A 23,318-nucleotide genomic window follows, 5' to 3' on the forward strand; every position below is an offset into this window, starting at 1 on the left:
GCGCGCTCCTTCTGTCCGGCCACATCGGCACGATAACCTGTCCGCACAAGACCGAACATCCTGAGGACGATTTGTGTATCGTGCGCTGCTGGTCTGCAATTCGGTCTATGAGGCGGACACCTCGGCGCTGGCCACGTTACGCGGCCCGAGCACCGACGGTCCGCTGCTGCGGCACGCTCTCGTCGATCAGCACACCGGCATGTTCGACGAGCGCAACGTCGACGTCCGGATGGACCTACCGGCGCACGAACTGCTCGACGCGGCCAGCCAGTTCTTCGCCGACAGCGGCCAGGACGACACCCTGCTGTTCTATTTCAGCGGCCACGCCCGCAGCCGGCACAATTCGCTGTTCCTGTGCTGCCGCAACACGGTCACCGGCCGGCTCGCGGGCACGGCCGTGTCAAACATTTCCCTCGGCCAGATGATCACTGATGCTGCCGCTCGGACAAAGATCGTGATCCTCGATTGTTGCGAGGCCGGCGCCTGGAAGGGCGCGTTTCCGGAATCAGCGGAATTCGGCGAGGGCAGCTTTCTCATCGCCGCCTGCCCGCCGAGCGGGGCGGCCGCCGACGCCGAACGCACCGGCATGCCGAGTCCGTTCACCCAGGCGCTCATCGACGGGCTCCGGCACGACGCGACGACCGACGGGTCAACCGGCTACGTGGGCTTGGACAACCTGTACGCGTACGTGGCGAAACGGCTCAGGAACCGCATCACGCCGCACCGGAAGTTCGACGGCAAAGGTGACATCCCCATCGCTCGGCGCCCCGCCCGGCCGACCGCCGCCGAACGGGCCGGGCCGGCGGCCGCACCGGCGTCGCCGCGGCCGTTCATCGACGAGACAACAGCCGACACCGGGATCGACTCCGACCGGGTGGCGAGGTTCCGGGCGGACCTGCGACCCGAGATCACCGGCTGGATGCCCGAGCAGCTCACCACAGTGGAGTTCCTGCAACGCGCGAACCTGCTGCGCCACGGCCGGCTGACCCGGGCGGGTGCGCTGCTGTTCGGCGACGACCCGACGGCCGTGGTGCCCACCGCGGTCGTGCAGTGCACCCAGGTGCACGGGCTCGACAAGACCGCGCTGATGGACGCGCAGCCGCCGTTTGCCGGGTCGGTCCCGGAGCAGATCGTGTACGCCCGCGACTTCGTCGCCAAGCTGGTCCATCGGGGGGAGGAACCCACCGAGGACGACGCCCGCGCCCAGCCGGTCTACGACTACCCCATGATCGCGGTCCGCGAGATCATCGCCAACGCGCTGGTACACCGGGACTACGAACACGCGCAGAGCTGCGTGCACGTGCGGGTCTACGCCGACCGGATCGAGGTGGTCAACCCGGGCTCGTGGCAGGGCGCCGAGTTGTCTCCGGACGTCCGGCGCTCCCTCGGTGACCTCACCTCGGAGTCCCGCCGTCCCAACTTCCGGCTGGCGCACATCTTGACCTGGGTGAAGGTCGTGGAGGGCGAAGGCTCCGGCATCCCCCGTGCGCTGAGTGAGTGCCGTCGCATCGGCGCGCCCGAGCCGACCGTGTCGTTCTCCGGCGGCATGGTGATCGTGACGCTGTACCCTCGCGAGCCGGACACGTCCCTGATCGTCAGCCCGACCGCCCCCGCCCGCGCCGAGCCCCGGCGGACGGAGCCCGACCCGCCCGCCGCGCACCCGATGTTGACCCCGGTGTTCTACCTGAGCTACGCCCGGGTCCAGCGGCCGAGACGCCCCGCCGCGCCGAGGGCCGAGGCCAGCCGGTACGTGCCGCAGTTCTTCGACGACCTGTCGTCGAACGTCAACGAAATCCTCGGGGTGCCGCCCGGCCACGTGGCCGGCTATGTCGACCTGACGGTGGACGGCGGCGAACGCTGGCAGGATCAGGTGCTGCACGCGGTCGGGACGTGTCAGGTCTTCGTCAGCCTGCTCAGCCCCGCGTACTTCAACAGCCATTGGTGTGCGATGGAGTGGGACGGCTTCGCTCGGCGACGGACCACGAACCAACGCGGCGGCGGGCCGGTGCCCTCGACCGGGTTCCTGCCGCTGTCCTGGGTGCCGACGTCGGGGCCGATGCCGCAGGCGATCGCGCAGATCAACGCTTTCAACGTCGCCGGTCTCGATCCGGAGGCGCAGCAGCAATACGAGAGGGAGGGGCTCTACGGCATCATGGCGATGCGCTTCGACCACGCGTACGCCCAGGTCGTGTGGCGGGTCGCCATGCAGATCGCCCGGATGTCCCGCGAGCAGACGGTGGAGCCCGACGTGCCACGCGACGTCCTCGAACTGAGGCCGACGTTCTCCTGACGGTTGGGCTATCCGCGCTCGTCCGGAGGCTGCTGCTTCGTCAGGTGGAGCAGCCACCCCTCGCCGGTGCGGATCAACGCGTATCGCCGGCTGCCGGTGCGGCCGTGCAGGGTGAACAGCATCCGGCGGTCGGTGCGATCGTGCTCCTCCCAGGTGCCGATGTCGGCGATCGACTTGTCGACGTCCTCGTAGGTGAGGTGATCGAGGCCGTGGTCGGGCACGGCGATCGCGAGCCGGTTGTCGCCGGGGTTGTCCGGCAGACCGCGGGGCACCGCCCACGAGCGCAGCACGCCGTCCTCCTCGAGCCGCAGGTCGAAGTGCGGTCGCGGTCTGCGGTGGTCGTGCAGGACGAAGGCGGGTGCCACTGTCCCATTCTCGGCGTCGGCCGGCCGTCCCGCCGGCCGACGTGAGCACCTCGCGGGCCCGGGTGAGCGGAACGCACGCGAATCAGAGGTTTTGCGGGGCACGCATATTTGCGTGACGCGCAACTAGTGCTAGCGTGGTGGCATGACGGGGCTGCGGGAACGCAAGAAGGCCGAGACACGGGCGGCGCTTGGCTGGGCGGCGATCCACCTCACCGCGGAGCGTGGCTACGACAACGTCCGCGTCGAGGACATCGCCGAGGCGGTCGGCGTCTCCCCACGCACCTTCAACAACTACTTCTCCAGCAAGGCCGAGGCGATCGCCTCCCGCCACCTCGACCGCAGCCTGCGCACCGCCGCCGCACTGCGGGAACGTCCCGCCGACGAGCCGCTCTGGGTGGCGCTCACCCAGGCCGCGTTGGCGCAGTTCACCCGCGGCCCCGAGGTCGAGGCGATGCCCTCCCCCGACCACGCGCAGTGGGTTGCCGGTGTCCGCACCATGCTCGCCGAGCCGGCGCTGCAGGGCGAACGGCTGCGCGCCACAGCGCTCGCCGAGGCCGAGCTTGCCGCCGCGGTCGCCGAGCGAACCGCCACCGACCTCGCCACCGACATGTATCCGCGGCTCGTCGCGGCCGCCGCCAGCGCAGCCGTCGCCGTTGCCATGCACCACTATCTGGACAGCGCCGACCCACCCACCCCGATCGAGCGCCTCATCACCGACGCCTTCACCCAGGTCGCCGCCGGCCTCCCTGCCCCGTCGCACTGAGCTGCCCCGTCGCACTGAGCCGCCCGCGTCGTCCAGGACACCACCCCACCCACGCCTCAAGCCGCGTCACACCTCCCGCGGCAGACCGGCCACGTGCCGCGCCTGCCGTGGCGATGACGCGCACCCCGAAGGGATCATCATAATGATCGATGTCGCAATCGTCGGAGCCGGCCCCAACGGCCTCATGCTCGCCTGTGAACTGGCTCTTGCCGGCGTGCACCCCGTCGTCCTCGAACGCCACGCCGCGCCCACCGGCGAAGCTCGCGCCAACGGCCTCGTGGGCCAGGTCGTCCGCCTGCTCGACCGGCGCGGCCTCTACGCGCGGCTCAGCGGTGAGAGCACCCCACCGGTCCCCCAGCCCGCCTTCACCTTCGGCGCGTTCCCGCTGGACCTCACGGTGCTCGCGGAGAACCCGCACTACGTGCTCGGGGTGCCGCAGGCCCAGCTCGAGGCCGCCCTCGCCGCCCGGGCCGTCGAGCTCGGCGTCGACCTGCGCCGCGGCCACGAGGTCGTCGACCTCCACCAACGCCCCGACGGGGTCGAGGTCGACCTCGCCGACGGTACGCAGCTCAGCTGCCGTTTCCTCGTCGGCGCCGACGGTGGCCGCAGCGCGGTACGCCGTCTGGCCGGCATCGACTTTCCCGGTGTCACCAACGACCGGTCGATCTCCCGCACCGCCACGGTGACCGTGCCCGCGTCATCAGTCGACCCCCAGACGGGCGGCCTGCGCGTGCCCGGCTACGGCGTCGTCCCGCCGTTCCAGCACACCCGCACCGCCCGTGGCCTGATCGCCTGGGCCCCGTTCCCCGGCCGCCCGGCGATCCTGAGCACGACGGAGTGGCCCGACACACCGACGGACGACGAGACCCCCATGAACCTGGCGGAGCTGCGGGCCAGCGTCGCCCGGGTGCTCGGCGCCGACGTTCCCCTCGACGCGCCTGACGGGCCCGGCCTGCTGCGACGGCTGACCGGCCGCAACACCCGCATCGCCGCCCGCTACCGCGCCGGCCGGGTGTTGCTGGTCGGTGACGCCGCGCACGTACACTCCGCGATCGGCGGCCCCGGCCTCAACCTCGGCCTGCAGGACGCGGTCAACCTGGGTTGGAAACTCGCCGCCACCGTGCGCGGCTGGGCGCCGCAGGGCCTGCTCGACACGTACGAGACCGAGCGTCGCCCCGTCGCCGAACGGGTCGTGATGTCCACTCAGGCGCAGTCGGCGCTCATCGGCCCCGGCGACGAGATCACCGGCCTGCGGGAACTCTTCGCCGAGCTGCTGCGCAAGCCGGAGGTGACCGGGCACATCGCCGCGCTGATGTCCGGCGCGGACATCCACTACCCCGCCGACCCCGCCGACCCGTTGGCCGGCCGTTGCGCCCCCGACGTGATCGTGCACGGCGACCACGGGCCGACGCGCCTCGCGGAGCTGACCCGCACCGCCCGGCCACTGCTGCTGGACTCCACCGGCGCCTACGCCGAGGTCGCCGCGCCCTGGCGGGACCGCGTCGACGTGGTCACCGGGCAACTGGAGGGCACGACCGCCGCCGCGTTGCTCATCCGCCCCGACTGCTTCATCGCCTGGTCCGCCGGGAACGTCGACACGCTGCGCGCCGCGCTGACCCACCACTTCGGCAGCACACGATGACCACCGGGCACGGCCCACCAGCGCACCCTGCCGGCCCGCGCCGACCCGGCTGAGCCCGACCCGTACCGGCTGAGCCCGACCGACCCGGCCGGGCGCGAGCGAGCGCCTCGGCTTCGGCGAGCCGGTCGCCGCTCGTGGCCCAGCCGGGCTTCCGTTCAGTGTCCGTACGCGTGGTGCGCCTTCCACTGCTCGACCGGAGTGAGCGGAACCGCAGCGGGTCGCTCCGGCGCCGTGGTCAGCTCGATCCGCTGGCCTTCCGTCGCCGACCGGAGCAGGCTGGTCATCGTTTCGAGGACGTGCAGCGCGACGTCGCCGCCAGCGCGCGGCGGACGCTGATCGTCGGCCCGGACCAGGTCGATCAGACCGATTCCCCGGGAACCGTCGGCGTAACCGGCCCGCGGTTCCAGAGCGCGCCATTCGGTGTCGCCGAGGGCGAAGAGGCGGACCTCGCCGTCGAAGTAGTTCGGGTCGGGCACGGCGAGCGTGCCCGCCTCCCCGTGCACCTCGATCGGTGCGGCCGTCGTCTGGACGCCGTCGAAGCTCGTCGTGATGGTGGAGAGCGCACCGTTGACGTGTTCGAGCACGCCGGTGAGGTGGGTGTCCACCCCGACCGGGATCCGCTGGCCGGCGCGCGGGCCCGAGCCGATGACGCGCTCGGCGCGCAGGCGGCTGGCGGCTCCGGTCACCGCGCGGACCGGCCCGAGCAGGTGGATGAGCGCCGAGACGTAGTACGGCCCCATGTCCAGCATCGGGCCGCCACCCGGGGCGTAGTAGAAGTCGGGGTTGGGGTGCCAGCGTTCGTGCCCCGGAGTGACCATGACGGCCGACGCGGACATCGGGCGCCCGATCAGCCCGGCGTCGATCGCCGCCCGCGCCGTCTGCGTGCCGGTGCCGAGGACGGTGTCCGGCGCGCACCCGACGCGGACGCCGGCCGACGCGGCCCGCTCGATGGTCGAGCGCCCGTCCGGGAAGGTCACGGCGAGCGGCTTCTCGACGTACACGTTCTTGCCCGCCTCGATCGTGCCCAGCGAGATGTCGGCGTGCGCTGCGGGGATGGTCAAGTTGAGCACGGTCTGCACGTCCGGGCGGGCCAGCAGACGCTCGACGCTCATCGCCTCGGCGCCGGGGATCGTGGCGGCGACCGCGGCCGACCGGTCGGCGTCGAGATCGGCCACCGCGACGATGCTCACCTCGGGGTGGTCAGCGAGTGTGTCCAGGTAGACGTGGGAGATGACCCCGAGACCTACGACGCCGACGCGGTGCGGGTCGCCCACAGCATCCCCCTCTCGATGACGGTACGAACGCTCGCGTGCTCCAGCACGTCCAGGCTGTGCCCCGGGGTCGTCACGACGATGCGCCCGGCACCCCAGAGCCGGGTCCAGATCGCGGGCGAGGTGACCGGCCGGTGCCATGGGTGCCACGCCTGGGTCGGGTGGGTGGTCTCGGCCAGGACGTCGATGAGGTCGTCGTGCAGCACCCAGTACTGCTCGGTGACGAGGTCGAAATCCTCGATCCCCGCGGTGATCGGGTGTTCCCGGCCGAGGTCGGTGACGCGCACCGTGTGCGGCAGGAAGTTGTCCTCAGGGCCGCCGTGACGTTCACACGGCTCCAGGCCCGGATGGGTGGCGAACTGGCCGCCCACCAGGTGCAGGTATTCCGCTGACGCGCGGAACGAGTCCACGATGCCGCCGTGCCAGCCGGTGAAGCCCGTGCCGGCGATGACCGCCGCGCTGAGACCCGCCACCTGCTCCGCGGTGATCTGCGACATCGTCATGCACTGCACGACGAGGTCGGTCTCGGCCATCGCGGCGGCATCGGCGTAGGCCTCCGTCGACTCCTCGACCCGTACGGCGTAGCCGCTTCGTTCGAGGAAGGGGAGGAACATCTCGGTCGCCTTGACCGGCTGGTGCCCCTCCCATCCGCCCCGAACCACAAGTGCTTTCCGCTGCGTCACCCTCGCTCCCTCCCACGGTGCGTCGCCACGGGCTGGTTGCTCCCGCCCCGACGACGTGCCGCCGATGCCCGTGCGCGTCGAGCACCTCACCGTACCCGTGGTCGCCGACAAACCGCCGTCCGTCGGCCTTCGAATTCCACTGTGCACGGTCTGCTTGCGCCGCAACGCGAAACGACACCGGTGGCCACGGTTGGAGAGCGCCGTGGCGGGAACGGATCAACCGCTACGGCGGTTACCGTACTGGCGAGGGCTCTGGACCGAACCCCGGCCGCCGAGGTGCTGGCCCTTTCCATGCGGCTGAGGCGAGGCGACCTTACCCTTCGCGCGTCGGGCAGCCCGGTTCGCGGGAACGGCAGGCTGGTCGGTATCGGCATCGGCCGTCGTCGAGGTGTCGGCAGCCACCGCGTCTGCGTCTTGGGCGGGCTCAGGCTCCGGCATCGGGTTCTCCTTGGATTGCGTGGGGTCCTGCGGGCCAGCAGCGGACGCGGGCTGATCGACGCCAGCATGGGCGCCTTGACGGTAGCGCAACGCCGGGCCAGGCTGAGTGTTCCCCCGCTCCGATGGGACAGCCGTTACCTGCTGCCCGCCGGTGTCAGCGGGCCCCCGGCCGCGACCGCATCGCCGCAACTGGATACTTCTCCTGGCCCGATCCGATGGGTGTCCGTGCCGAAGCTCGCCATGGTCGCGCGGCCAGAGTTACGGCCCAGTGTGCGGAGGTGGGTATTGGGCCGTCCGGAGAAGCCGGTGGACCCGACGGCGGGCCCGGTGCAACGGTTGGCGTGGCAGCTACGGCAGTTGCGGGAACACGCGGGCAACCCGAGCTATCGGCTCCTGGCTCGGCGCGCGCACTACTCGGCAAGCACGTTGGCGGACGCGGCGAAGGGTGACCGGCTGCCGTCGCTGGAGGTGACGCTCGCGTACGCCCAGGCCTGTGGCGGCGACCTGGCCGAGTGGCGGGCACGGTGGTCGGCCATCGCCGAAGCGGCGGAAGCCTCCGGCGCCGCCGAGGCCATCGCCCAGCGCTGCCCGTATCAGGGGCTGACGGCGTTCCAGCCGGAACAGGCGGAGCTGTTCTTCGGCCGTACGGAGTTGGTCGAACGGCTGCTGGCACGGGCCGATCAGCGGTGCCTGAGCGCTGTCATCGGGGCTTCCGGAAGCGGCAAGTCCTCGTTGCTGCGGGCCGGCCTGCTGGGAGCCATCACCGCCGACCGTAAGCTCGCGCAGCGGTGGCGGACGATGTTGTTGACGCCGACCGAGCGCCCGCTGGAGGCGTTGGCCGCCGAGGTCGCCAAGTTGACCGGCCAGGATGCCTCAGAGATCCGGAAGGACCTGGCGTCGGATGGCGCCGCGCTCGACATCGCGGTGCGCAACGCTCTGGCGGGCGGCCCGCCGCAGGCCCGCGCGCTGCTGGTGGTGGATCAGTTCGAAGAGGTGTTCACACTCTGCCCCGACAAGGCGGAACGCCGACGGTTCATCGAGGCGCTGCTGGACGCCGCGCAGGGGCCTGACCGCCGCACCACAGTGGTGCTCGGGGTACGCGCCGACTTCCTCACCCACCTCATGCAGTATCCGAACCTGGCCGCCGTGCTGGACGACGAGGCGCACCTTCTGGTCCGGCCGGTGAGCGCCACCGACCTGCGGGAGATCATCATCCGGCCCGCCGCCCAGGTCGGCATGGGCGTCGAGGCGGACCTCATCAGCACGGTGCTCGCCGATGCCGCCGACGAGCCGGGCGCGCTGCCGCTCGTCTCGCACGCGCTCCTCGAGACGTGGCAACGACGAAGCGGAGAGACCCTCACCCTGTCGGCCTATCAGGCGAGCGGCGGCGTACGCGGGTCGATCGCCCAGACTGCCGAGCGGGCCTATGGCGACTTCGGGGCAGCCGAGCGACAAGCCGCTCGCCGGGTCTTCCTGCGGCTCACCGCACTGGGCGACGGCACCGAGGACACCAGGCGGCCCATCAGGCGTACCGAACTCGACGGTATCGCCGACGAGGCTGTCACCGCCCGTGTCCTGGACCAGCTGGCCGAATCCCGTCTGGTGGTCATGGGCGACGGCACGGTGGAGGTGGCCCACGAGGCGCTCATCCGGGCCTGGCCGCGGCTACACCGATGGCTGACCGACGATCGCGCGAACCTGCTGATCCACCGGCGACTCACCGAAGCCGCGCACACCTGGGCGACGCTCGACCGCGATGCCGGCGCCCTGTACCGGGGAACCCAACTGCTGGGCGCGCAGGCTCTGGCCGAGGACCAGCCAGGGGAGCTCAACGAGCTCGAAAGCTCCTTCCTGCACGCCAGCTCCGCGCTCGCCGAGTCCGAACAGAACGTCGCCCGGCGTCAGGCCCGCCTGTTCAAGCGTTTCGTCGCAGGCATATCCACGCTGCTGGTACTCGCTCTGCTGGGTGGCGGCGTCGCGGTACGACAACGCCAGGACGCCCGCCGACAGCAGGTGACCACGCTCTCCGGTGAACTGTCGCTGCAAGCCCGATCCCTGCTCGCCACCGATCCCGATCTGGCCGGCCTGCTGGCCGTCGAGGCCGACCACCTCGACTCGAACACCGAGACCCAGGGAAGCGTGCTCAGCGCGGCGGCCGCGCCCCGCCGCGCCGAACTCAACGTCGGCGGGCCATCCATCTACACGGTCGCGTTCAACCCGGACCATTCCCTGTTGGCCTCCGCGGCCGGTGACGGCACCATCGGATTGTGGGACCCCGCACGCGGCGAGCGGGTCGCCACCCTTCCCGGCCACACCGGTCGAACCGCCGACCTGGCCTTCGCAGACCACGGAAGGTTGCTCGCCTCCGTCGGGATCGACAGGTCCATCATCATCTGGGACGTAGCGACGCGTCTACAGAAGACCCGGTTGACGGAGAACAGGCTCGGGTCGGGCATGGCCTTCAGCCCCGACGGGACCAAGCTCGCCGTCGGCCTGGCGGCCGGCCCCGGCACCGACACGACTGCCGGCCGTGCCGGCGACATCGCCCTCTACGACCTGCGGACCACGACTCGCACCGTGCTGCGCGAGCACCGGCGTCCGGTCAGGTCGCTCACGTTCAGCCACGACGGCGCGATCCTTGTCTCCACCGACGGGGTGGAGCACCCGGCCGTTTGGCGTGTGGCGACCGGCACGGTGTTCGCCAGACTGCCCGCCGAGCATGTCTTCTCGGTCGCCTTCGGGCCCTCGGGGTATGTCCTCGCGGGTTCCGCCGACGACCGTGGGGTGTACCTGTGGGATCTTGCTGACGGCCAACCGGTCGGCCTTCCGCCGCTACCGCTGGCCGGCCGCTACGCATGGACCATCTCCGCGCCCACCGACAGCAGGCTCGCCGTGGCCGATGAGAACGGCGCGATCACCATCTGGGACGTGCGACGCCGCGAGTCCCTGCAAACCTTTCAGGACCGGGGCCGCACCGAGACGGTCTCCGTCGCACTGAGCCAGGACGGGACGATGCTCGCCTCCGCCGGCTTCAACGGAACCATCGTGCTCCACGATCTGGATGACGCCCCGTTCAGCGGTTTCGCCGCGCAGGTCAAAGACCTGAAGATCAGCCCGGACGGCACCCGTGTCGCCTCGGCCGGCAGCGACGGCACCGTCCGCCTCTGGGACACCGACGGCAGACAGGTGGCCGTCCTCGCCGGGCACGCAGACGAGGTGCAGGCCGTCGCGTTCAGCCCCGACGGGCTCCGGATCGCCGCCGTGACCCGGAACAACATCATCACGATCTGGGATCTGCGCCGTCAACGACAGGCCACACGACCGATCGTATCCAAGGGAGTCGGTGCGTCCACGGACGTCGCCTTCGATCCTGGTGGCCGTCTCGTCGCGGCTGCCACGCTCGGCCCCTTCGTCTGGGACGTCGGCGACATCAACAATCCGACCGACATCACGGCCAGGTTCCCGGCGCAGATCGTCACGTCGCTGACCTTCACCCCGGACGGCCGCCGGCTCCTGGGCGCGAGCGTGGGCGGCTACGTCAACACCTGGGACGTCACCACCGGCAAACTTCTCAGCCGGGTGAAAAGCCAGCAGGGCACGGTGCAGGACATCGCGGTCAGCCCCGACGGAGCCCTGCTCGCGACCGCCGGCGACAGCCGTACCGTCAAGCTCTGGGACGCCGCGACCGGCAGCGAACTCGCCGTTCTGCACGGCCACACCGCGCCGGTCCAGGTCCTTGCCTTCAGTCGCGACGGCCGCAGGATCGCGTCCGCTGGCGACGACCGCACCATCGTCGTCTGGGACACCGTTACCCGGCAACGCGTCGCGACCCTCAGCGGCCACGGCGCGCGAGTCCGCGGGCTCGCCTTCACCGCGGCCGGAGATCTCCTCTCCGGCGCTGAGGACGGCCGAATCATCCGCTGGTCGTTCGACCTCCGCGCCGCCAGGGCCCAGATCTGCGCCATGGTCGGCCGTGAGCTGACCCGGCAGGAGTGGGCGACGCACATCCGATCAGAGCGGTACGACCCCTCCTGCGGCGCACCGCCGAGTCGCTGACTGAGCTGCGCAGACGTCCGAGGAATTGTCCGACGTTGTTTGTCCGGCGCCGCCGCTCTGTCGGACAACCTCGCCCCGCACCAGCCTGGCTCCAGGACACGAGCCGTGCGGTGGTTGTCCGCCGAGGAGTCCGACTGCCCGGGGAGCAGCCCGACGGGGGCCCCGGGCACCGGACGACACTGCGATGAAGGAGAACACGATGAAGCGTTTGGCAGCACTGCTCGCACTGCTCATGACCGTGCTCGCGGGCACGCTCGTCGCCGCCAGCCCCGCCCACGCTCGTAGTCAGCCGGAATGCGAGTCCTACGACGTCGTCAGCAACCAGGCGGGTTATCAGGTCGCCGCGCCGGTCGGCAAGTACGGCGTCCTGCCGTGCTCGCTGGTCTGGGGCGACGCCGGGCCGGGCACGGTGGCCCTCCAGTGGGCCCTGAACGACTGCTACCTCGCACCCGCCGGCAAGGCGCGGCTCGAAGATGACGGGGCGTTCGGCCAACTGACCTTCAACGCGCTGAAGTTCGCCCAGAGCAAGGCGGGCATCAGCGCGGACGGCCAGTTCGGGCCGCAGTCACGCGCGTCTCTGAAGTTCCCCGCCTACACGGGCGGAACCTACGGAACCCCTACCTGTGCCCGCCTCGGCCGTCCACTGCCGTAACTGCCCTCGGGTAGGCCACGCCGGTGGTGACAGCGCAGTCGCTGTCACCGCCGGCCCTCGTCCGGAGGGCTGCCTGATCATCGCCAGCACCTGCCGCCGCTTCGCGGTCGGGCCCGACTGCGGCGAATGCCGACGCCGAAGCCAGAGATCGGTCGTTACGTCGAGACGACCGTGCGCGACCACTGCTGGTTCGCGCCGGTGTTGCACGTGTACTGCTTGAGGACCACTCCGTCCGCTGTCGAGGCGGCCGGTACGTCCACGCACTTGTTGCTGTGTCGTGCCCGCAGTTGGAAGTAGCCGCCGTTGGTGACCAGTTGGAACTGCTGGTTGGTGCCGCCGCCGCAGGTGTACTGGATGAGTTCGGCGCCGTCGGCGGTCGACGCGCCCACCACATCGAGGCACTTTCCGCTGTGCCGGCTGATGATGCGCCAGTAGCCGCTGCCGGCGTCCTGGAACTGCCACTGCTGCCACGCGTTGCCGCCGTACGTGTACTGGCCGACGCGCGCGCCGTTGTCGGTGTTGGGTTGCTGGACGTCCATGGCCTTGCCGCTGTGCCGCGCGGTGATCCGGTAGAACGTTCCCGTCGGCGGCGGAGGCGTGGTGGGGCCGCCGCCGATGGTGTCGCCCCACGCGTACCGGATCTGGTCCGCGCCGGAGGTGTTGCGGGTGCTCAGGTTGAGGTCGGTGCCGCTGCCGCTGAGGGCGAACATCGAGTACCAGTCGTAGCCGATGGTGCCGGGCTTGCCCCCGAGCGCCGGCCAGTAGGTGCCACCCATCTGGTTGTCCCGCATGACCTGCGCCATGGCCCGGATGTAGCGCACGAAGTTGTCGGTACTTCCCGCGTCGGCGTAGTTACGGCCGTCGTTCATGGGCGCGCCGAACTCGGTCACGACCGCACGGGAGGCGCAGGTGCCCAGGCGGGCCTGGATGTGGCTGCGGAACGCGTCGTACGTCATCGCGCCGTAGAAGAAGGCGTAGTAGTGAAAGGACAGCAGCGTGGAGTTGAAGCGGCCGTCGTTGCAGATGTCGCGCAGGTCCTGGCTGAAGCCGGTGCCGCCGATGAGCACCCGACCGGGCACCGCGGAGTAGTGGTAGCTGAGCCAGTTCGCCGCCACCGTGCGCCACTCGGCAGAGCTGTATCCGTGTGGCTCGTTCATCGGCTCGAAGTAGACATTGGTGTTCGAGCCGTACGTGTTCGTGACGGTGGACCACATCGCGTTCCACGCGGCGAGGTTCGTGATCCTGCCGCCGGAGGCCGCGCCGTCCTCCCAGTAGGCGAGGATGACTTTGAATCCACGGGCGGTGGCGGCGTCGATGGCACCTCGGTACGCCTCCCACCACGCCGTTGCGGACAAGTGTTAGCGATCGCAACTACCAGTGTCAAGGCATCGACTACCGTCGCTCCCCTGCCCGACCGTCACTGGCTCAGGCAGCCGCTGCCGGCGTACCGCACGTGGTTGGCCGCGACACGACGCGCGCGGTCGCCATGTCGCCGGCGCTGTGACAAATCGTCCACGCCGCGGGCCGCCGAATCCCAGGGCCGATCCCTACAGTCGGACCATGAGCACCAACGACGGCGTGCGGGTCTGGCTGCGCCGGCATGGGGCCGAGCAGATCACCCATCCCGGTGGCACGCTGTACGCCCACCTCTGCCGGGTGAGCGAACGACTCGCCGCGCTCGGCCGCAGCCATGACGTGCAAACCGCAGGCCTCATCGCCTCGGAGCAGGTCGTCCGCGACGCTGAGCGGGTCCTGCGGCCGTGACACCCGAACCGTCGCATCCGACAGCACCGACCTCCGACCGGGTACGGGTGCGAGCCGTCTACCCCGGCAGCTTCGATCCCTTCACCCCGGGGCACGTGAACGTGGTGGACCGGGCACGCGCCCTCTTCGACGAAGTGGTGGTGCTCGTCGCGGTCAACAGCGTCAAACAGCCGGGCAGCGACGAAGAGGAGCGAGCGACCGCCGTCCGGGCCGTTCTGCCGGTCGAGTGGACCTCGGTCACCGTTGCGGCCTGGAGCGGGTTGACCGCCACCTACTGTCGTCTCCACGACGTAGGAGTGATCGTCCGCGGAGTTCGTCACACCACCGACCTTCGGGCTGAGTACCAGCTCGCCGCGATGAACCAGTCGCTGGGCGTACCCACAGTGTTCCTGCCGGCACGGCCCGAACTGGCCGCGGTGTCGTCGACGGCGGTGCGCTTGGCGCGCCGGGCGGTCGATGCCGGCGGCTGGCGGCCGGAAACCGATTGCCCTTCGCCGGTGTCCCGCCGAGGATCAGTCGATGCTCAGTGACCAGGCGACCCCCGACTTCTCGATCAAACCCACGCTCACCGGTGAGCGGGTGATCCTGCGTCCCTTCGTGGACGACGACCTGGACACCTTCCGGGCGGCGGTGGCCGACCCCGAGGTGGCCCGGCTGACCGGCAGCGCGGCCGACGACGTCCCCGACGAGGAGCGGATGCGTTCCTGGTACGGCAGCCGCAACGCGCAGACCGACCGACTCGACCTGGCGGTCGTCGACCGCGCCACCGGGGCCTGCGTCGGCGAGGTGGTCCTCAACGACTGGGATCCGGTCAACCGGAACTGCAACTTCCGCACCCTGCTGACCGCCGCCGGCCGCGACCGCGGCCTGGGCACCGAGGCGGTACGCCTGGTCGTCGGTCACGGTTTCGAGCGGCTGGGCCTGCACCGCATCTCGCTGGAGGTGTTCGCCTTCAATCCTCGGGCCCGCCGGGTGTACGAGAAGGTCGGCTTCGTTGCCGAGGGTGTGTTGCGGCAGGTTCTGCACGACGGCGACGACTGGGTCGATGCCACGGTGATGTCGATCCTCGCGCCGGAGTGGGCGGCGCACCGGGGCATCCCGAACGCTGAGGAGCGCGGTGGCGCGGCTACGCGAAGGTGAGGTCGTCGGTTCGGGCGCGTTTGAGCTCGGAGAAGGCCCGGCAGCCGGCGAGCAGGCGGGCGCCGTCGAAGACGCGGACGGCTTCTTCCCCGCGAGGGATCGAGGTCAGCACGGGGCCGAAGAAGGCCACGTCGTCGATGACGACCGTCGGGGTGCCGAGGTCCTCGCCCACCAGCTGCTGCGCGCGGGCGGTGCTGGCCCGCAGTTGCGGGTCGAGGTCACTGCGCCGGGCGGCGTCGGCGAGGTCGGCGGGTAGGCCCGCCTCGGCCAGGGCCTGCGGGACGACGGTGTCGAAGTCCTTGTCGCCGCCGTCGTGGATCCGTCGGCCGAGCGCCGGGTACAGCCGCGCGAGGGCGGCGGCGCCGTGTTGCTCGGCCGCCGCCACGCAGACCCTGGCCGGCCCCCACGCCCGGTCGTTGAATTCGCGGTACCAGGGCTCCAGGTCACGATGCTCGTTGATCACCGCGAGGCTCATCACCTCGAACCGCAGGGTGAGCGGCCGCATCTTCTCGACCTCCATGAGCCAGCGTGCGGTGATCCAGGCGAACGGGCAGGACGGATCCACGTAGGTGGTGGCTACCGGGGCGGACGTCGACGTCACGTTATCTTCCACGGAAGACAATTTATCTTCCCTGGAAGGTAAGATGCAACAGTGGATGACGACCGGATCGCCGACATCGTCGGCCAGTGGGGTCTCGAACGACCAGACCTCGACCCCACTCCGCTGCTGATCATCGGTCGCATCCAACAGTTGGCCACCGCGCTCGATGCGGCCCTGCGACCGCCGTTCGCCACCGCGGACCTCGGCAACGGCGACTTCGACGTGCTCGCGGCGCTGCGCCGCGAGGGCGAGCCGTACACGCTCACCCCGGGGCAGTTGAGCCAACGGATGCTCGTCACCACCGGGGCGGTGACCAAGCGGGTGGACCGACTGATCGCCCGCGGCCTCGTGTCCCGCTCGGTCTCCACGGCCGACGCGCGTGGCAGAGTGGTCGGGCTGACTCCGGCGGGTGTGGCATTGACCGACCGGCTCATCGAGGAGCATCTGGCCAACGAGGCGGCCATCCTTCGCGGCCTGACCGACAGCGACCGAAAGGCCCTTGAGCGCCTGTTGGCGGCGATCGATCGGAACCTGGCCTCCCAGGATCGCGGCCCCGAAGGCGGCAGCCCGACCGGCTGACGACCGCGGTCGTGATCCGCCAGCCACGGACTACCATTCCGCCATGAACGACACCAGCCACGGCGTACTCATCAGGAACGGCGGCCCGGCCGACGCGCCTGCCGTCCTGGCCATGCTGGACTCCGCGGTGGCCTGGATGAACGACCGCGGCAACACCGAGCAGTGGGGCACGACGCCGTTCTCCACGCAGCCGGCACGGGTGGCACAGGTCGATCGGTACCTGACCGAGAACCTCCCGTTCATCGCGGAAGTGGATCAGATGCCGGCCGCAGCGATGGTGCTGGGCTCCGGGCCCGACCCGCGCGTACCGATCGCGCCCGTGGACGAACCCGAGCGGTACGTCCGCCTCCTGGTCTCCGACCGGCGGTTCGCCGGCCGGAACCTCGGGTCGGCCCTGCTGGCACACGCCGTGCAGGAGACCCGGCGAGCCGGCGTGCGGTTGCTGCGGGTCGACTGCTGGGCGGGCGGCGGCGGCAAGCTGGTGGCGTTCTACGAGCGCCAAGGGTTCACCCGCACCGAACCCTTCCTGTTCGGCTCCTGGCCCGGGCAGGTGCTGGCCCAGCGGGTCGGTTGAGCCGCGCCTTCTGATTCCGAAGTACCGCGCCGTCGGGGGCTGGACGCCCGGTGACGCCACGCCGACCGCATGGAGGACTCAGCCGTGGAACCCGAAGCACCGCGCGATCCGGCGCACCGTAAGCGGGACACCCTCGCTCGCCTCGAACACGATCTGGACGCGTGGGTCGCCTCGGCGGACCGGGAGGGCAACCCCTACCTGGTGCCGCTGTCGTTCCTCTGGGACAGCACGGCCCTCACCCTGGCCACCGCCGAGTCCAGCCCGACCGCCCGTAATCTGCGAGCCTCCGGGCGGGTGCGGATGTCGCTCGGCACGACGCGCGACGTGGTTCTCATCGACGGCACCGTCGAGACGTTCACCCGCGACACCGTGCCGGTCGAGCTGGCCGACGCGTTCGCCGCGAGACTCTGGGATGCGCGGGTCGGCGCAACCCGGTACGCGTACCTGCGGGTGACACCTCGGCGGATCCAGGCGTGGCGGGAGGAGAACGAGATCGCCGGTCGTGACCTGATGCGTGATGGTCACTGGCTGGTCTGACGGGCCGCGCGCAGACACCGCGACGGCGGCTCCGACAGATGCGAAGCGTGGTGAGAGCCGGCAAACGGTGTGGTCCCGCCGTTTCTGCTCAGGCGGTCGCCAGTCGGACCATGAACTGGCAGCCGTCGGGGGTGTTGCGTACCTCGACCCGACCTCCGTGTGCCTCCACCAGGCCACGAACGATGGCCAGGCCGAGCCCTCCGGACGCCCCACCGTCGCCGGGGCCGGGGGTGCGGGCCGGTTCACCACGGAACGCGATGTCGAACAGCCGAGGAAGGTCGTCCGGGGGAATTCCGCCACAGGTGTCGGCGACCGACAGCCAGGCGTGGTCCTCCTCTCGGCCTGCTTCGATGCGTACGGTGCCGTCGGCCGGGGTGTAGCGGACCGCGTTGAGCAGCAGGTTGGCCACGACCCGGGCCAGTTCGGGTTCGCTCGCGGCGACCGTCGGCCACCCCGACTCGCTGGCGATCAGCTTGATTCGGCGAGCCTCGGCCAACGGCACGGTGCTGGCCAGCGCGTCCGAGACCACCTCGCCGAGCGGCACCGCCGTCAACGACAACCGCAGCGCTCCCGCGTTGATACGGGACAGCTCGAACAGGTCGTCGACGAGTCGGGTCATCCGGTCGGTCTCCACGCGGATGCGTCGGTGGTACTCGTCGACAGTGTCCGGATCGCGAACCACCCGGTCCTCCAGCGCCTCCGCCATCGCCCGCAGCCCGGCCAGCGGGGTCCGCAGGTCGTGCGACACCCACGCGACCAGGTCGCGCCGGCCCTTCTCCAGTTGCCGTTCCCGCTCCCGGGCCTGGTCGCGCCAGACCGCGGCGCGGGCCAGCCGGCGGCCGAAGTGCCCGCCGACGGCGAGACTGACCACCGCCGCCGCCGCGACGGTGATCAGGACAACCTCGGTGTCGTGTGTGGAGAGGAACATCGCCTCCGCGACCGCCATCACCCCGACGGCGACGGCGACAACGGTGGTGGTGAGCAGCACGCTGAGATGCACGGTGATCGAGCTGCGGCGGAGGGCGCGGAGCAGCACCGCGCCGGCGAGCCCGATGCCGAGTGCCGCGCCGAGGGCGATCGCGAAGATCAGGAGTACGTCACGCATCGGCCGGCTCGTAGCGGTAGCCGACGCCCCAGACGGTCACGATGCGCTGCGGATCGGCCGGGTTGGTCTCGATCTTCTCCCGCAGTCGGCGTACGTGCACTGTCACCGTCGAGTGGTCCCCGAAGTTCCAGCCCCAGACCTGCTCGAGAAGCTCGGCCCGGCCGAACACCCGGGACGGATGGCGCATGAGGTGCACGAGCAGGTCGAATTCCCGCAGCGTGAGAGCCAGATCGGTGCCGCCGAGGCGGGCGGTTCGGGACGTGGTGTGCACCACGAGGTCGTTGTCGGTGAGCACCTCCGGCCGCTCGGGTGGCGGGTGACCGCCGGCGCGGCGAAGCACCGAACGGACCCGCAACACGAGTTCTCGGGGAGAGAAGGGCTTGGTGAGGTAGTCGTCAGCGCCGAGTTGCAGCCCGAGGATGCGGTCGGCCTCGTCACCGCGGGCGGTGAGCATGACGATCGGTACGCCGTCGGGCCGTACCCGCAACGCCCGGCACACCTCCAGGCCGTTGATCCGGGGCAGCATGAGGTCGAGCACCACCAGGTCGGGTGCCTGCCGCTCCACCGCCGCCAGCGCTGCCGCACCGTCCTCCGCGAGGCTCACCTGGAAGCCGTCATTCTCGAGGTAACGACGAATGACGTCGCTCACGGTCTGGTCGTCGTCGACCACCAGCACGCGCTGTGTCACGAACCATCCCCGTTCCGACCGGTCGCCGTCGCCCCTCGGATGCCCATCGGCCCAGCGTAGCCACGCACCGGGGCCCGCCCGCACCGGCAAACCTTGCGAGGTTCTTACGGCTGGGCGCGCAGACCCGAGCGGGCCGGCCCGCTGTCATACGGTGACCGGAATGCGGATACTTGTCACCGGTGCGGCCGGATTCATCGGTTCCCACGTCGCCGACCTGCTCACCGAGGTCGGGCACGAGGTGGTGGCCGTGGACGCGTTGCTGCCCGAGGCGCACGGCGCGAGCGCACCGTCCTGGACCGAGCGGCACGACCTGGCGGTCGGTGACGTGCGGGACGTCGAGCTGCTGACCCGGCTGCTGGCCGGCGTCGACGCGGTCTGCCATCAGGCGGCCATGGTCGGCCACGGCCTCGACCCGGCCGACGCCCCCCGGTATGCCGCGCACAACGACCTCGGCACGGCCACCCTCCTCGCCGCGATGCACGCCACCGGGGTACGCCGACTGGTGCTGGCCAGTTCGATGGTCGTCTACGGCGAGGGTCGCTACCACTGCCCCGCCCACGGGGTCGTCCGGCCTGCCGGCCGTCGCGTCGCCGACCTGGCCGAGGGGCGGTACGAGCCGACCTGCCCGCGCTGCGACCGGTCACTCTCCCCCGGTCTCGTGCCCGAGGACGCGCCGTTGGAGCCGCGGAGCACGTACGCCGCCACCAAGCTGGCCCAGGAACACCTCGCCGGCGCGTGGGCCCGGCAGACCGGCGGATCGGTCTGGGCCCTGCGCTACCACAACGTCTACGGTCCGCGAATGCCGCGGGACACCCCGTACTCGGGGGTGGCGTCGATCTTCCGGTCGGCCCTGGCCGGCGGGCAACCGCCCCGGGTCCTGGAGGACGGCCGGCAACGGCGCGACTTCGTGCACGTGAGCGATGTGGCCGCCGCCAACCTGCTGGCCCTGAACACCCCGGCACCGGATCCGCTGACGCCGGTGAACGTCTGCTCGGGTGAACCGCACACCGTCGGCGAGCTGGCCCACGAGCTGGCCGTGGCGATGGGCGGCCCACCACCGGTCACCGTCGGCGGTGGGCGGGCGGCCGACGTGCGGCACGTCGTGGCCGACCCGGCCCGCGCCACCCGGCTGCTCGGCTTCACCGCCCGGGTCGGCTTCGCCGCCGGCATCGTCGACTTCACCACCGCGGTGATGCGGGAGCCGGCGACGGTCACGACACCGTCCACAGTAGGTGGTTGACGGCGAGGGCGGTGGCGGCCTGGGCCGCCAACCACCACCGGCGGTGGCGGGTGGGCAGGTGCGCGGTGGCGACCAGCAACCAGACGGCGAACGGTAGCCAGATCCGCTCCACCTCGGCCTTGCTGAGCCCGGACAGGTCCGCGGCGAGCACCGCTGCCGCCGCCGCGACGGGCAGCCACACAGTGGGTCCGGCGCCGGTGATCCGCCGTCGGAGGGCCGCCGCGCCCGATGGTCGGATCGTCACGGCGGCCACCGCCCGGCGCACCGCCGGCCCGACCACCGGGCCGGCCGAGAGCAGCAGAGCGGCGAGGTTCGCCCAGACCCAGTAGCCGTACGGACGTTCCGCCGCCCAACCCTGGTAGTAACGGCGTGCCACCAGGTGGTAGCCGTCCAGCCACCAGAAGCCGGCGACGGTGAACACGGCGACGACGACCGCGACCGCCGTCGCCGCGACCAGCAGCACACCGGGGCGGTCCCGCGTCCGGAGCAGCACCACCGCCAACGCGAGCAACCCCACCAGGACGAACCCGTACGACAGGTAGAGCGCGAAGCCGAGGAGCAACCCGCCGAACGCGGCCGCTGGTCGGCCACCCACCGCCAGCAGCGCCAGCCCGGCCGCGACCACCGCCGTGAAGATCCCGTCCGCTGACGCGCCCACCCACACCGCCCCCGGGAAGAGCACCAGGAACGGCCACACGGCCCGAGCCGCGTCCTCGACGCCGAGCGCCCGCAACGCCACCGGAACCGTCACCGCGACCGTGGCGCCGAGCACCACGCAGGCGAGCCCGGCCACCGTTCCGCCACCCAGGCCGACCCGCTCCAGCCAGACGAAGACCAGCAACGCCCCCGGTGGATGACCGGCGGTGTGGGTGGACCACGAGTCGGGCTGGAAGTCGAGGATCCGGTCGGCGAAGCCGGACAGCATGACGCCGACATCCGTCACCCCGGGTACCTCGTGCAGATACTCTGCCTGCACGGTGAGCCGCTCGGTCAACCCTGCGGACCAGCCGTCCACCAGGGCCAGCGACAGCATCCAGAGCACCGCGGCGAGGTAGCCGACGGCCAGCAGCCGATGCCACGGCAGGTCGGTCGCCCAGCGCGTGCCCTGCCAGACGACCAGCGCGGCGACGAGCAGCGCGGCTGGGGTGCCGGGCCCCAGGTGCGGCTGCCAGGAGGCGTAGAGCGGCGCCGTGTCGGCGTGCAGCCGTACGCCCTGATGGTTGAGCAGCGCGCCGACGCAGACGGCGACGGCGAGCAGTGCCGCCTCGGCACCGAGGACGATCAGGTCGGCGGACCGGGGTCGTCCCGGCCGGGTCATCATGGTCATGGTGACGGCCGACGGTACGACCTGCGACCAGGCAACCGACAGCCGGACGGTGAGACGTCAGAGAGTCGTAAGGAGTCGTTGCCGGGTAAGCGATTCGTAAGGAGCCACAGCGCTCCGGACGGCCCGTGGCGGGCCTAGCGTCGCCGGTATGCACACAACGATCGACGTGGTGCTGCCATGTCTGGACGAGGCAGCCGCGCTCCCTGCCGTACTGGGCGGGCTGCCGTCCGGCTACCGCGCCATCGTGGTCGACAACGGCTCCACTGACGGTTCGCCAGCCGTCGCCGCCGAGCACGGCGCCCAGGTTGTCCACGAACCGCGACGCGGGTACGGCGCGGCCGTGCACAGCGGTCTGCTGGCGGCGCGGGCGGAGCTGGTCTGCGTGCTCGACGCGGACGGCTCGTTCGATCCGGCCGAGTTGCCCCGGCTCGCCGCGGCGGTGCTCGACGGTCGGGCCGATCTCGCCGTCGGGCGGCGTCGGCCGGTCTCGACGGACGCCTGGCCGTGGCATGCCCGCACCGGGAACGCGCTGGTCGCCGCGCTGCTGCGGCGTCGTGGTGTGCCGGTGTACGACATCAGCCCGATCCGGGTGGCCCGCCGGGTGGCGCTGCTGGGACTCGGTGTCAACGACCGCGCGTTCGGTTACCCCCTGGAACTGCTGCTCCGCGCGGCCGGGGCGGGCTGGCGGATCGTCGAACTGGACGTGGGGTACGCGCCCCGGGCCGCCGGCACCAGATCGAAGGTCTCCGGGTCGGTCCGGGGCACGTTGCGGGCGACCCGGGACTTCGCCGGGGTGCTGCGCGCGGACGCCGGCGGTGCCCGGTGAACGTCCTGCTCGTGGTCGCGAAGGCACCGGTTGCCGGGCTGGCGAAGACCCGCCTCTGCCCACCCGCCGATCCCACCCAGGCGGCCCGGGTCGCGGCGGCGTCGCTGTTGGACACCCTCGCGGCGGTGCGCGCCACCGCGTCGACCATTCCCGTGCTGGCCCACACCGGTCGGTTCGCCGACGCCGAGTACGGCGCGCAACTGACCGCCGCGTTGCGGGGTTGGCACCTGCTCGCCCAGCGCGGCGGCACGTTCGCCGACCGCCTCGCGAACGCCCACGCCGACACCGCCGAGGCGTTTCCCGGCCGACCGGTGCTGCAGATCGGCATGGACACGCCGCAGATCCGTCCGGCCCTGCTCAGCACCGCGCTGGAGCGGCTCGCCGCGCACGGGGCGGTGTTCGGGCCGGCGCTCGACGGCGGCTGGTGGGCACTCGGGCTGCGCGACCCGTCGTACGCGAGCGCGTTGCGCGAGGTACCGATGTCGACGGCGGACACCGGTCGCCGCACCCTCGCGGCTCTGCGCGGGCGCGGTCTGCACCCGGCGATCCTGCCCGTTCAGCGCGATGTCGACGAGTGGTCGGCAGCGCTGGCGGTCGCGGCCGACCTGCCCGGCACCCGGTTCGCGGAGGCCGTCGGGTCGGTGGGCGGCCACCTGGCGAGCGGACGCCCCCGGTGAACGCGACGATCAGCCTCGACGGTTTCGACGTGGCGCTGGGCCGGCCCGACGGGTGGCCCGTCGACAGTGACGCGGGCGGTACACCGGTCGGCCCGCTACC

The 23,318-nt window shown here is 71.3% G+C and carries 22 protein-coding genes; 14 read left to right on the forward strand and 8 right to left on the reverse strand.

Translation table 11 applies throughout. The features are described from left to right. Nucleotides 1–73 precede the first annotated feature (73 nt). Nucleotides 74–2,290 (forward strand): TIR-like protein FxsC, encoded by a 2,217-nt coding sequence (locus QCZ28_RS07875; protein ID WP_279515941.1) that lies wholly within the window; start codon nucleotides 74–76, stop codon nucleotides 2,288–2,290. An 8-nt stretch (nucleotides 2,291–2,298) separates the two neighbouring features. On the opposite strand, the gene QCZ28_RS07880 is transcribed toward QCZ28_RS07875, so the two are convergent. Continuing rightward, nucleotides 2,299–2,655 (reverse strand): DNA polymerase ligase N-terminal domain-containing protein, encoded by a 357-nt coding sequence (locus QCZ28_RS07880; protein WP_279515942.1) that lies wholly within the window; start codon nucleotides 2,653–2,655, stop codon nucleotides 2,299–2,301. Between the two features lie 142 nt (nucleotides 2,656–2,797). Between QCZ28_RS07880 and QCZ28_RS07885 the strand changes: the two genes are divergently transcribed. Together QCZ28_RS07885 and QCZ28_RS07890 are read left to right on the forward strand one after the other, a co-directional pair. Continuing rightward, nucleotides 2,798–3,418: a helix-turn-helix domain containing protein gene (locus QCZ28_RS07885; protein WP_279515943.1), complete on the forward strand. Its 621-nt coding sequence runs from the start codon at nucleotides 2,798–2,800 to the stop codon at nucleotides 3,416–3,418. Between the two features lie 142 nt (nucleotides 3,419–3,560). After that, entirely contained in the window at nucleotides 3,561–5,060 is a 1,500-nt protein-coding gene (locus tag QCZ28_RS07890; RefSeq protein WP_279515944.1) for an FAD-dependent monooxygenase, read from the forward strand. A 155-nt stretch (nucleotides 5,061–5,215) separates the two neighbouring features. Here the strand turns inward: QCZ28_RS07890 and QCZ28_RS07895 are convergent, their stop codons facing one another. Then, on the reverse strand, nucleotides 5,216–6,334 hold the full coding sequence (locus QCZ28_RS07895) for a Gfo/Idh/MocA family oxidoreductase (protein ID WP_279515945.1): 1,119 nt from the start codon (nucleotides 6,332–6,334) through the stop codon (nucleotides 5,216–5,218). After that, nucleotides 6,304–7,014 carry a ThuA domain-containing protein gene (locus tag QCZ28_RS07900; RefSeq protein WP_279515946.1) on the reverse strand — a complete coding sequence of 237 codons (711 nt, stop codon included), beginning with the start codon at nucleotides 7,012–7,014 and terminating at the stop codon, nucleotides 6,304–6,306. Before QCZ28_RS07900 ends, QCZ28_RS07895 begins: the two co-directional genes overlap by 31 nt. A gap of 744 nt (nucleotides 7,015–7,758) precedes the next feature. On the opposite strand from QCZ28_RS07900, the gene QCZ28_RS07905 reads away from it, so the two are divergent. Together QCZ28_RS07905 and QCZ28_RS07910 are read left to right on the forward strand one after the other, a co-directional pair. Next, complete coding sequence (locus QCZ28_RS07905; RefSeq protein ID WP_279515947.1) at nucleotides 7,759–11,508, forward strand: helix-turn-helix domain-containing protein; 3,750 nt, start codon at nucleotides 7,759–7,761, stop codon at nucleotides 11,506–11,508. A 184-nt stretch (nucleotides 11,509–11,692) separates the two neighbouring features. Continuing rightward, nucleotides 11,693–12,160 (forward strand): peptidoglycan-binding domain-containing protein, encoded by a 468-nt coding sequence (locus QCZ28_RS07910; protein WP_279515948.1) that lies wholly within the window; start codon nucleotides 11,693–11,695, stop codon nucleotides 12,158–12,160. 155 nt (nucleotides 12,161–12,315) lie between these two features. Here the strand turns inward: QCZ28_RS07910 and QCZ28_RS07915 are convergent, their stop codons facing one another. After that, nucleotides 12,316–13,515: an RICIN domain-containing protein gene (locus QCZ28_RS07915; protein WP_279515949.1), complete on the reverse strand. Its 1,200-nt coding sequence runs from the start codon at nucleotides 13,513–13,515 to the stop codon at nucleotides 12,316–12,318. Nucleotides 13,516–13,720: 205 nt separating this feature from the next. Here QCZ28_RS07915 and QCZ28_RS07920 point away from each other — a divergent pair, with 205 nt between their 5' ends. Genes QCZ28_RS07920 through QCZ28_RS07930 form a run of 3 tightly spaced genes read left to right on the forward strand, consistent with a single transcriptional unit; the run spans nucleotide 13,721 to nucleotide 15,064 of the window. Further along, the gene (locus QCZ28_RS07920) at nucleotides 13,721–13,924 is read left to right on the forward strand and encodes a DUF6817 domain-containing protein (RefSeq protein ID WP_279515950.1); all 204 of its coding nucleotides are present in this window, start codon (nucleotides 13,721–13,723) and stop codon (nucleotides 13,922–13,924) included. A gap of 47 nt (nucleotides 13,925–13,971) precedes the next feature. Beyond that, on the forward strand, nucleotides 13,972–14,454 hold the full coding sequence (gene coaD / locus QCZ28_RS07925) for a pantetheine-phosphate adenylyltransferase (RefSeq protein WP_279515951.1): 483 nt from the start codon (nucleotides 13,972–13,974) through the stop codon (nucleotides 14,452–14,454). Then, nucleotides 14,444–15,064, forward strand: a complete 621-nt coding sequence (locus tag QCZ28_RS07930) for a GNAT family protein (RefSeq protein ID WP_279515952.1) — start codon at nucleotides 14,444–14,446, stop codon at nucleotides 15,062–15,064. The genes coaD and QCZ28_RS07930 overlap by 11 nt, the downstream gene beginning before the upstream one ends. On the opposite strand, the gene QCZ28_RS07935 is transcribed toward QCZ28_RS07930, so the two are convergent. Next, nucleotides 15,051–15,677: a disulfide bond formation protein DsbA gene (locus tag QCZ28_RS07935; protein ID WP_279515953.1), complete on the reverse strand. Its 627-nt coding sequence runs from the start codon at nucleotides 15,675–15,677 to the stop codon at nucleotides 15,051–15,053. The two genes, QCZ28_RS07930 and QCZ28_RS07935, sit on opposite strands and share 14 nt — an antisense overlap. A gap of 39 nt (nucleotides 15,678–15,716) precedes the next feature. On the opposite strand from QCZ28_RS07935, the gene QCZ28_RS07940 reads away from it, so the two are divergent. From QCZ28_RS07940 to QCZ28_RS07950, 3 genes are all read left to right on the forward strand, one after another. Beyond that, complete coding sequence (locus QCZ28_RS07940) at nucleotides 15,717–16,244, forward strand: MarR family transcriptional regulator (protein WP_279515954.1); 528 nt, start codon at nucleotides 15,717–15,719, stop codon at nucleotides 16,242–16,244. Nucleotides 16,245–16,287: 43 nt separating this feature from the next. Then, nucleotides 16,288–16,818, forward strand: coding sequence for a GNAT family N-acetyltransferase (locus QCZ28_RS07945; protein WP_279515955.1), 531 nt, complete (start codon nucleotides 16,288–16,290; stop codon nucleotides 16,816–16,818). A gap of 84 nt (nucleotides 16,819–16,902) precedes the next feature. After that, the gene (locus QCZ28_RS07950; RefSeq protein WP_279515956.1) at nucleotides 16,903–17,355 is read left to right on the forward strand and encodes a pyridoxamine 5'-phosphate oxidase family protein; all 453 of its coding nucleotides are present in this window, start codon (nucleotides 16,903–16,905) and stop codon (nucleotides 17,353–17,355) included. A gap of 88 nt (nucleotides 17,356–17,443) precedes the next feature. Here QCZ28_RS07950 and QCZ28_RS07955 read toward each other — a convergent pair whose 3' ends face one another. Both QCZ28_RS07955 and QCZ28_RS07960 read right to left on the reverse strand, forming a co-directional pair. Next, nucleotides 17,444–18,460: an ATP-binding protein gene (locus tag QCZ28_RS07955; protein WP_279515957.1), complete on the reverse strand. Its 1,017-nt coding sequence runs from the start codon at nucleotides 18,458–18,460 to the stop codon at nucleotides 17,444–17,446. Further along, the gene (locus QCZ28_RS07960; RefSeq protein WP_279515958.1) at nucleotides 18,453–19,148 is read right to left on the reverse strand and encodes a response regulator transcription factor; all 696 of its coding nucleotides are present in this window, start codon (nucleotides 19,146–19,148) and stop codon (nucleotides 18,453–18,455) included. The genes QCZ28_RS07955 and QCZ28_RS07960 overlap by 8 nt, the downstream gene beginning before the upstream one ends. A gap of 160 nt (nucleotides 19,149–19,308) precedes the next feature. Between QCZ28_RS07960 and QCZ28_RS07965 the strand changes: the two genes are divergently transcribed. Then, nucleotides 19,309–20,388, forward strand: a complete 1,080-nt coding sequence (locus tag QCZ28_RS07965) for an NAD-dependent epimerase/dehydratase family protein (RefSeq protein ID WP_279515959.1) — start codon at nucleotides 19,309–19,311, stop codon at nucleotides 20,386–20,388. Here QCZ28_RS07965 and QCZ28_RS07970 read toward each other — a convergent pair. Next, complete coding sequence (locus QCZ28_RS07970) at nucleotides 20,360–21,706, reverse strand: hypothetical protein (RefSeq protein WP_279515960.1); 1,347 nt, start codon at nucleotides 21,704–21,706, stop codon at nucleotides 20,360–20,362. The genes QCZ28_RS07965 and QCZ28_RS07970 overlap by 29 nt on opposite strands. Nucleotides 21,707–21,863: 157 nt before the next feature. Here QCZ28_RS07970 and QCZ28_RS07975 point away from each other — a divergent pair, with 157 nt between their 5' ends. Next, complete coding sequence (locus QCZ28_RS07975; RefSeq protein WP_279515961.1) at nucleotides 21,864–22,541, forward strand: glycosyltransferase family 2 protein; 678 nt, start codon at nucleotides 21,864–21,866, stop codon at nucleotides 22,539–22,541. Continuing rightward, entirely contained in the window at nucleotides 22,538–23,218 is a 681-nt protein-coding gene (locus QCZ28_RS07980; protein ID WP_279515962.1) for a DUF2064 domain-containing protein, read from the forward strand. The genes QCZ28_RS07975 and QCZ28_RS07980 overlap by 4 nt, the downstream gene beginning before the upstream one ends. Nucleotides 23,219–23,318 lie beyond the last annotated feature (100 nt).

This window comes from Micromonospora sp. DH14, assembly GCF_029809455.1.
Lineage (GTDB): Bacteria > Actinomycetota > Actinomycetes > Mycobacteriales > Micromonosporaceae > Micromonospora > Micromonospora parva.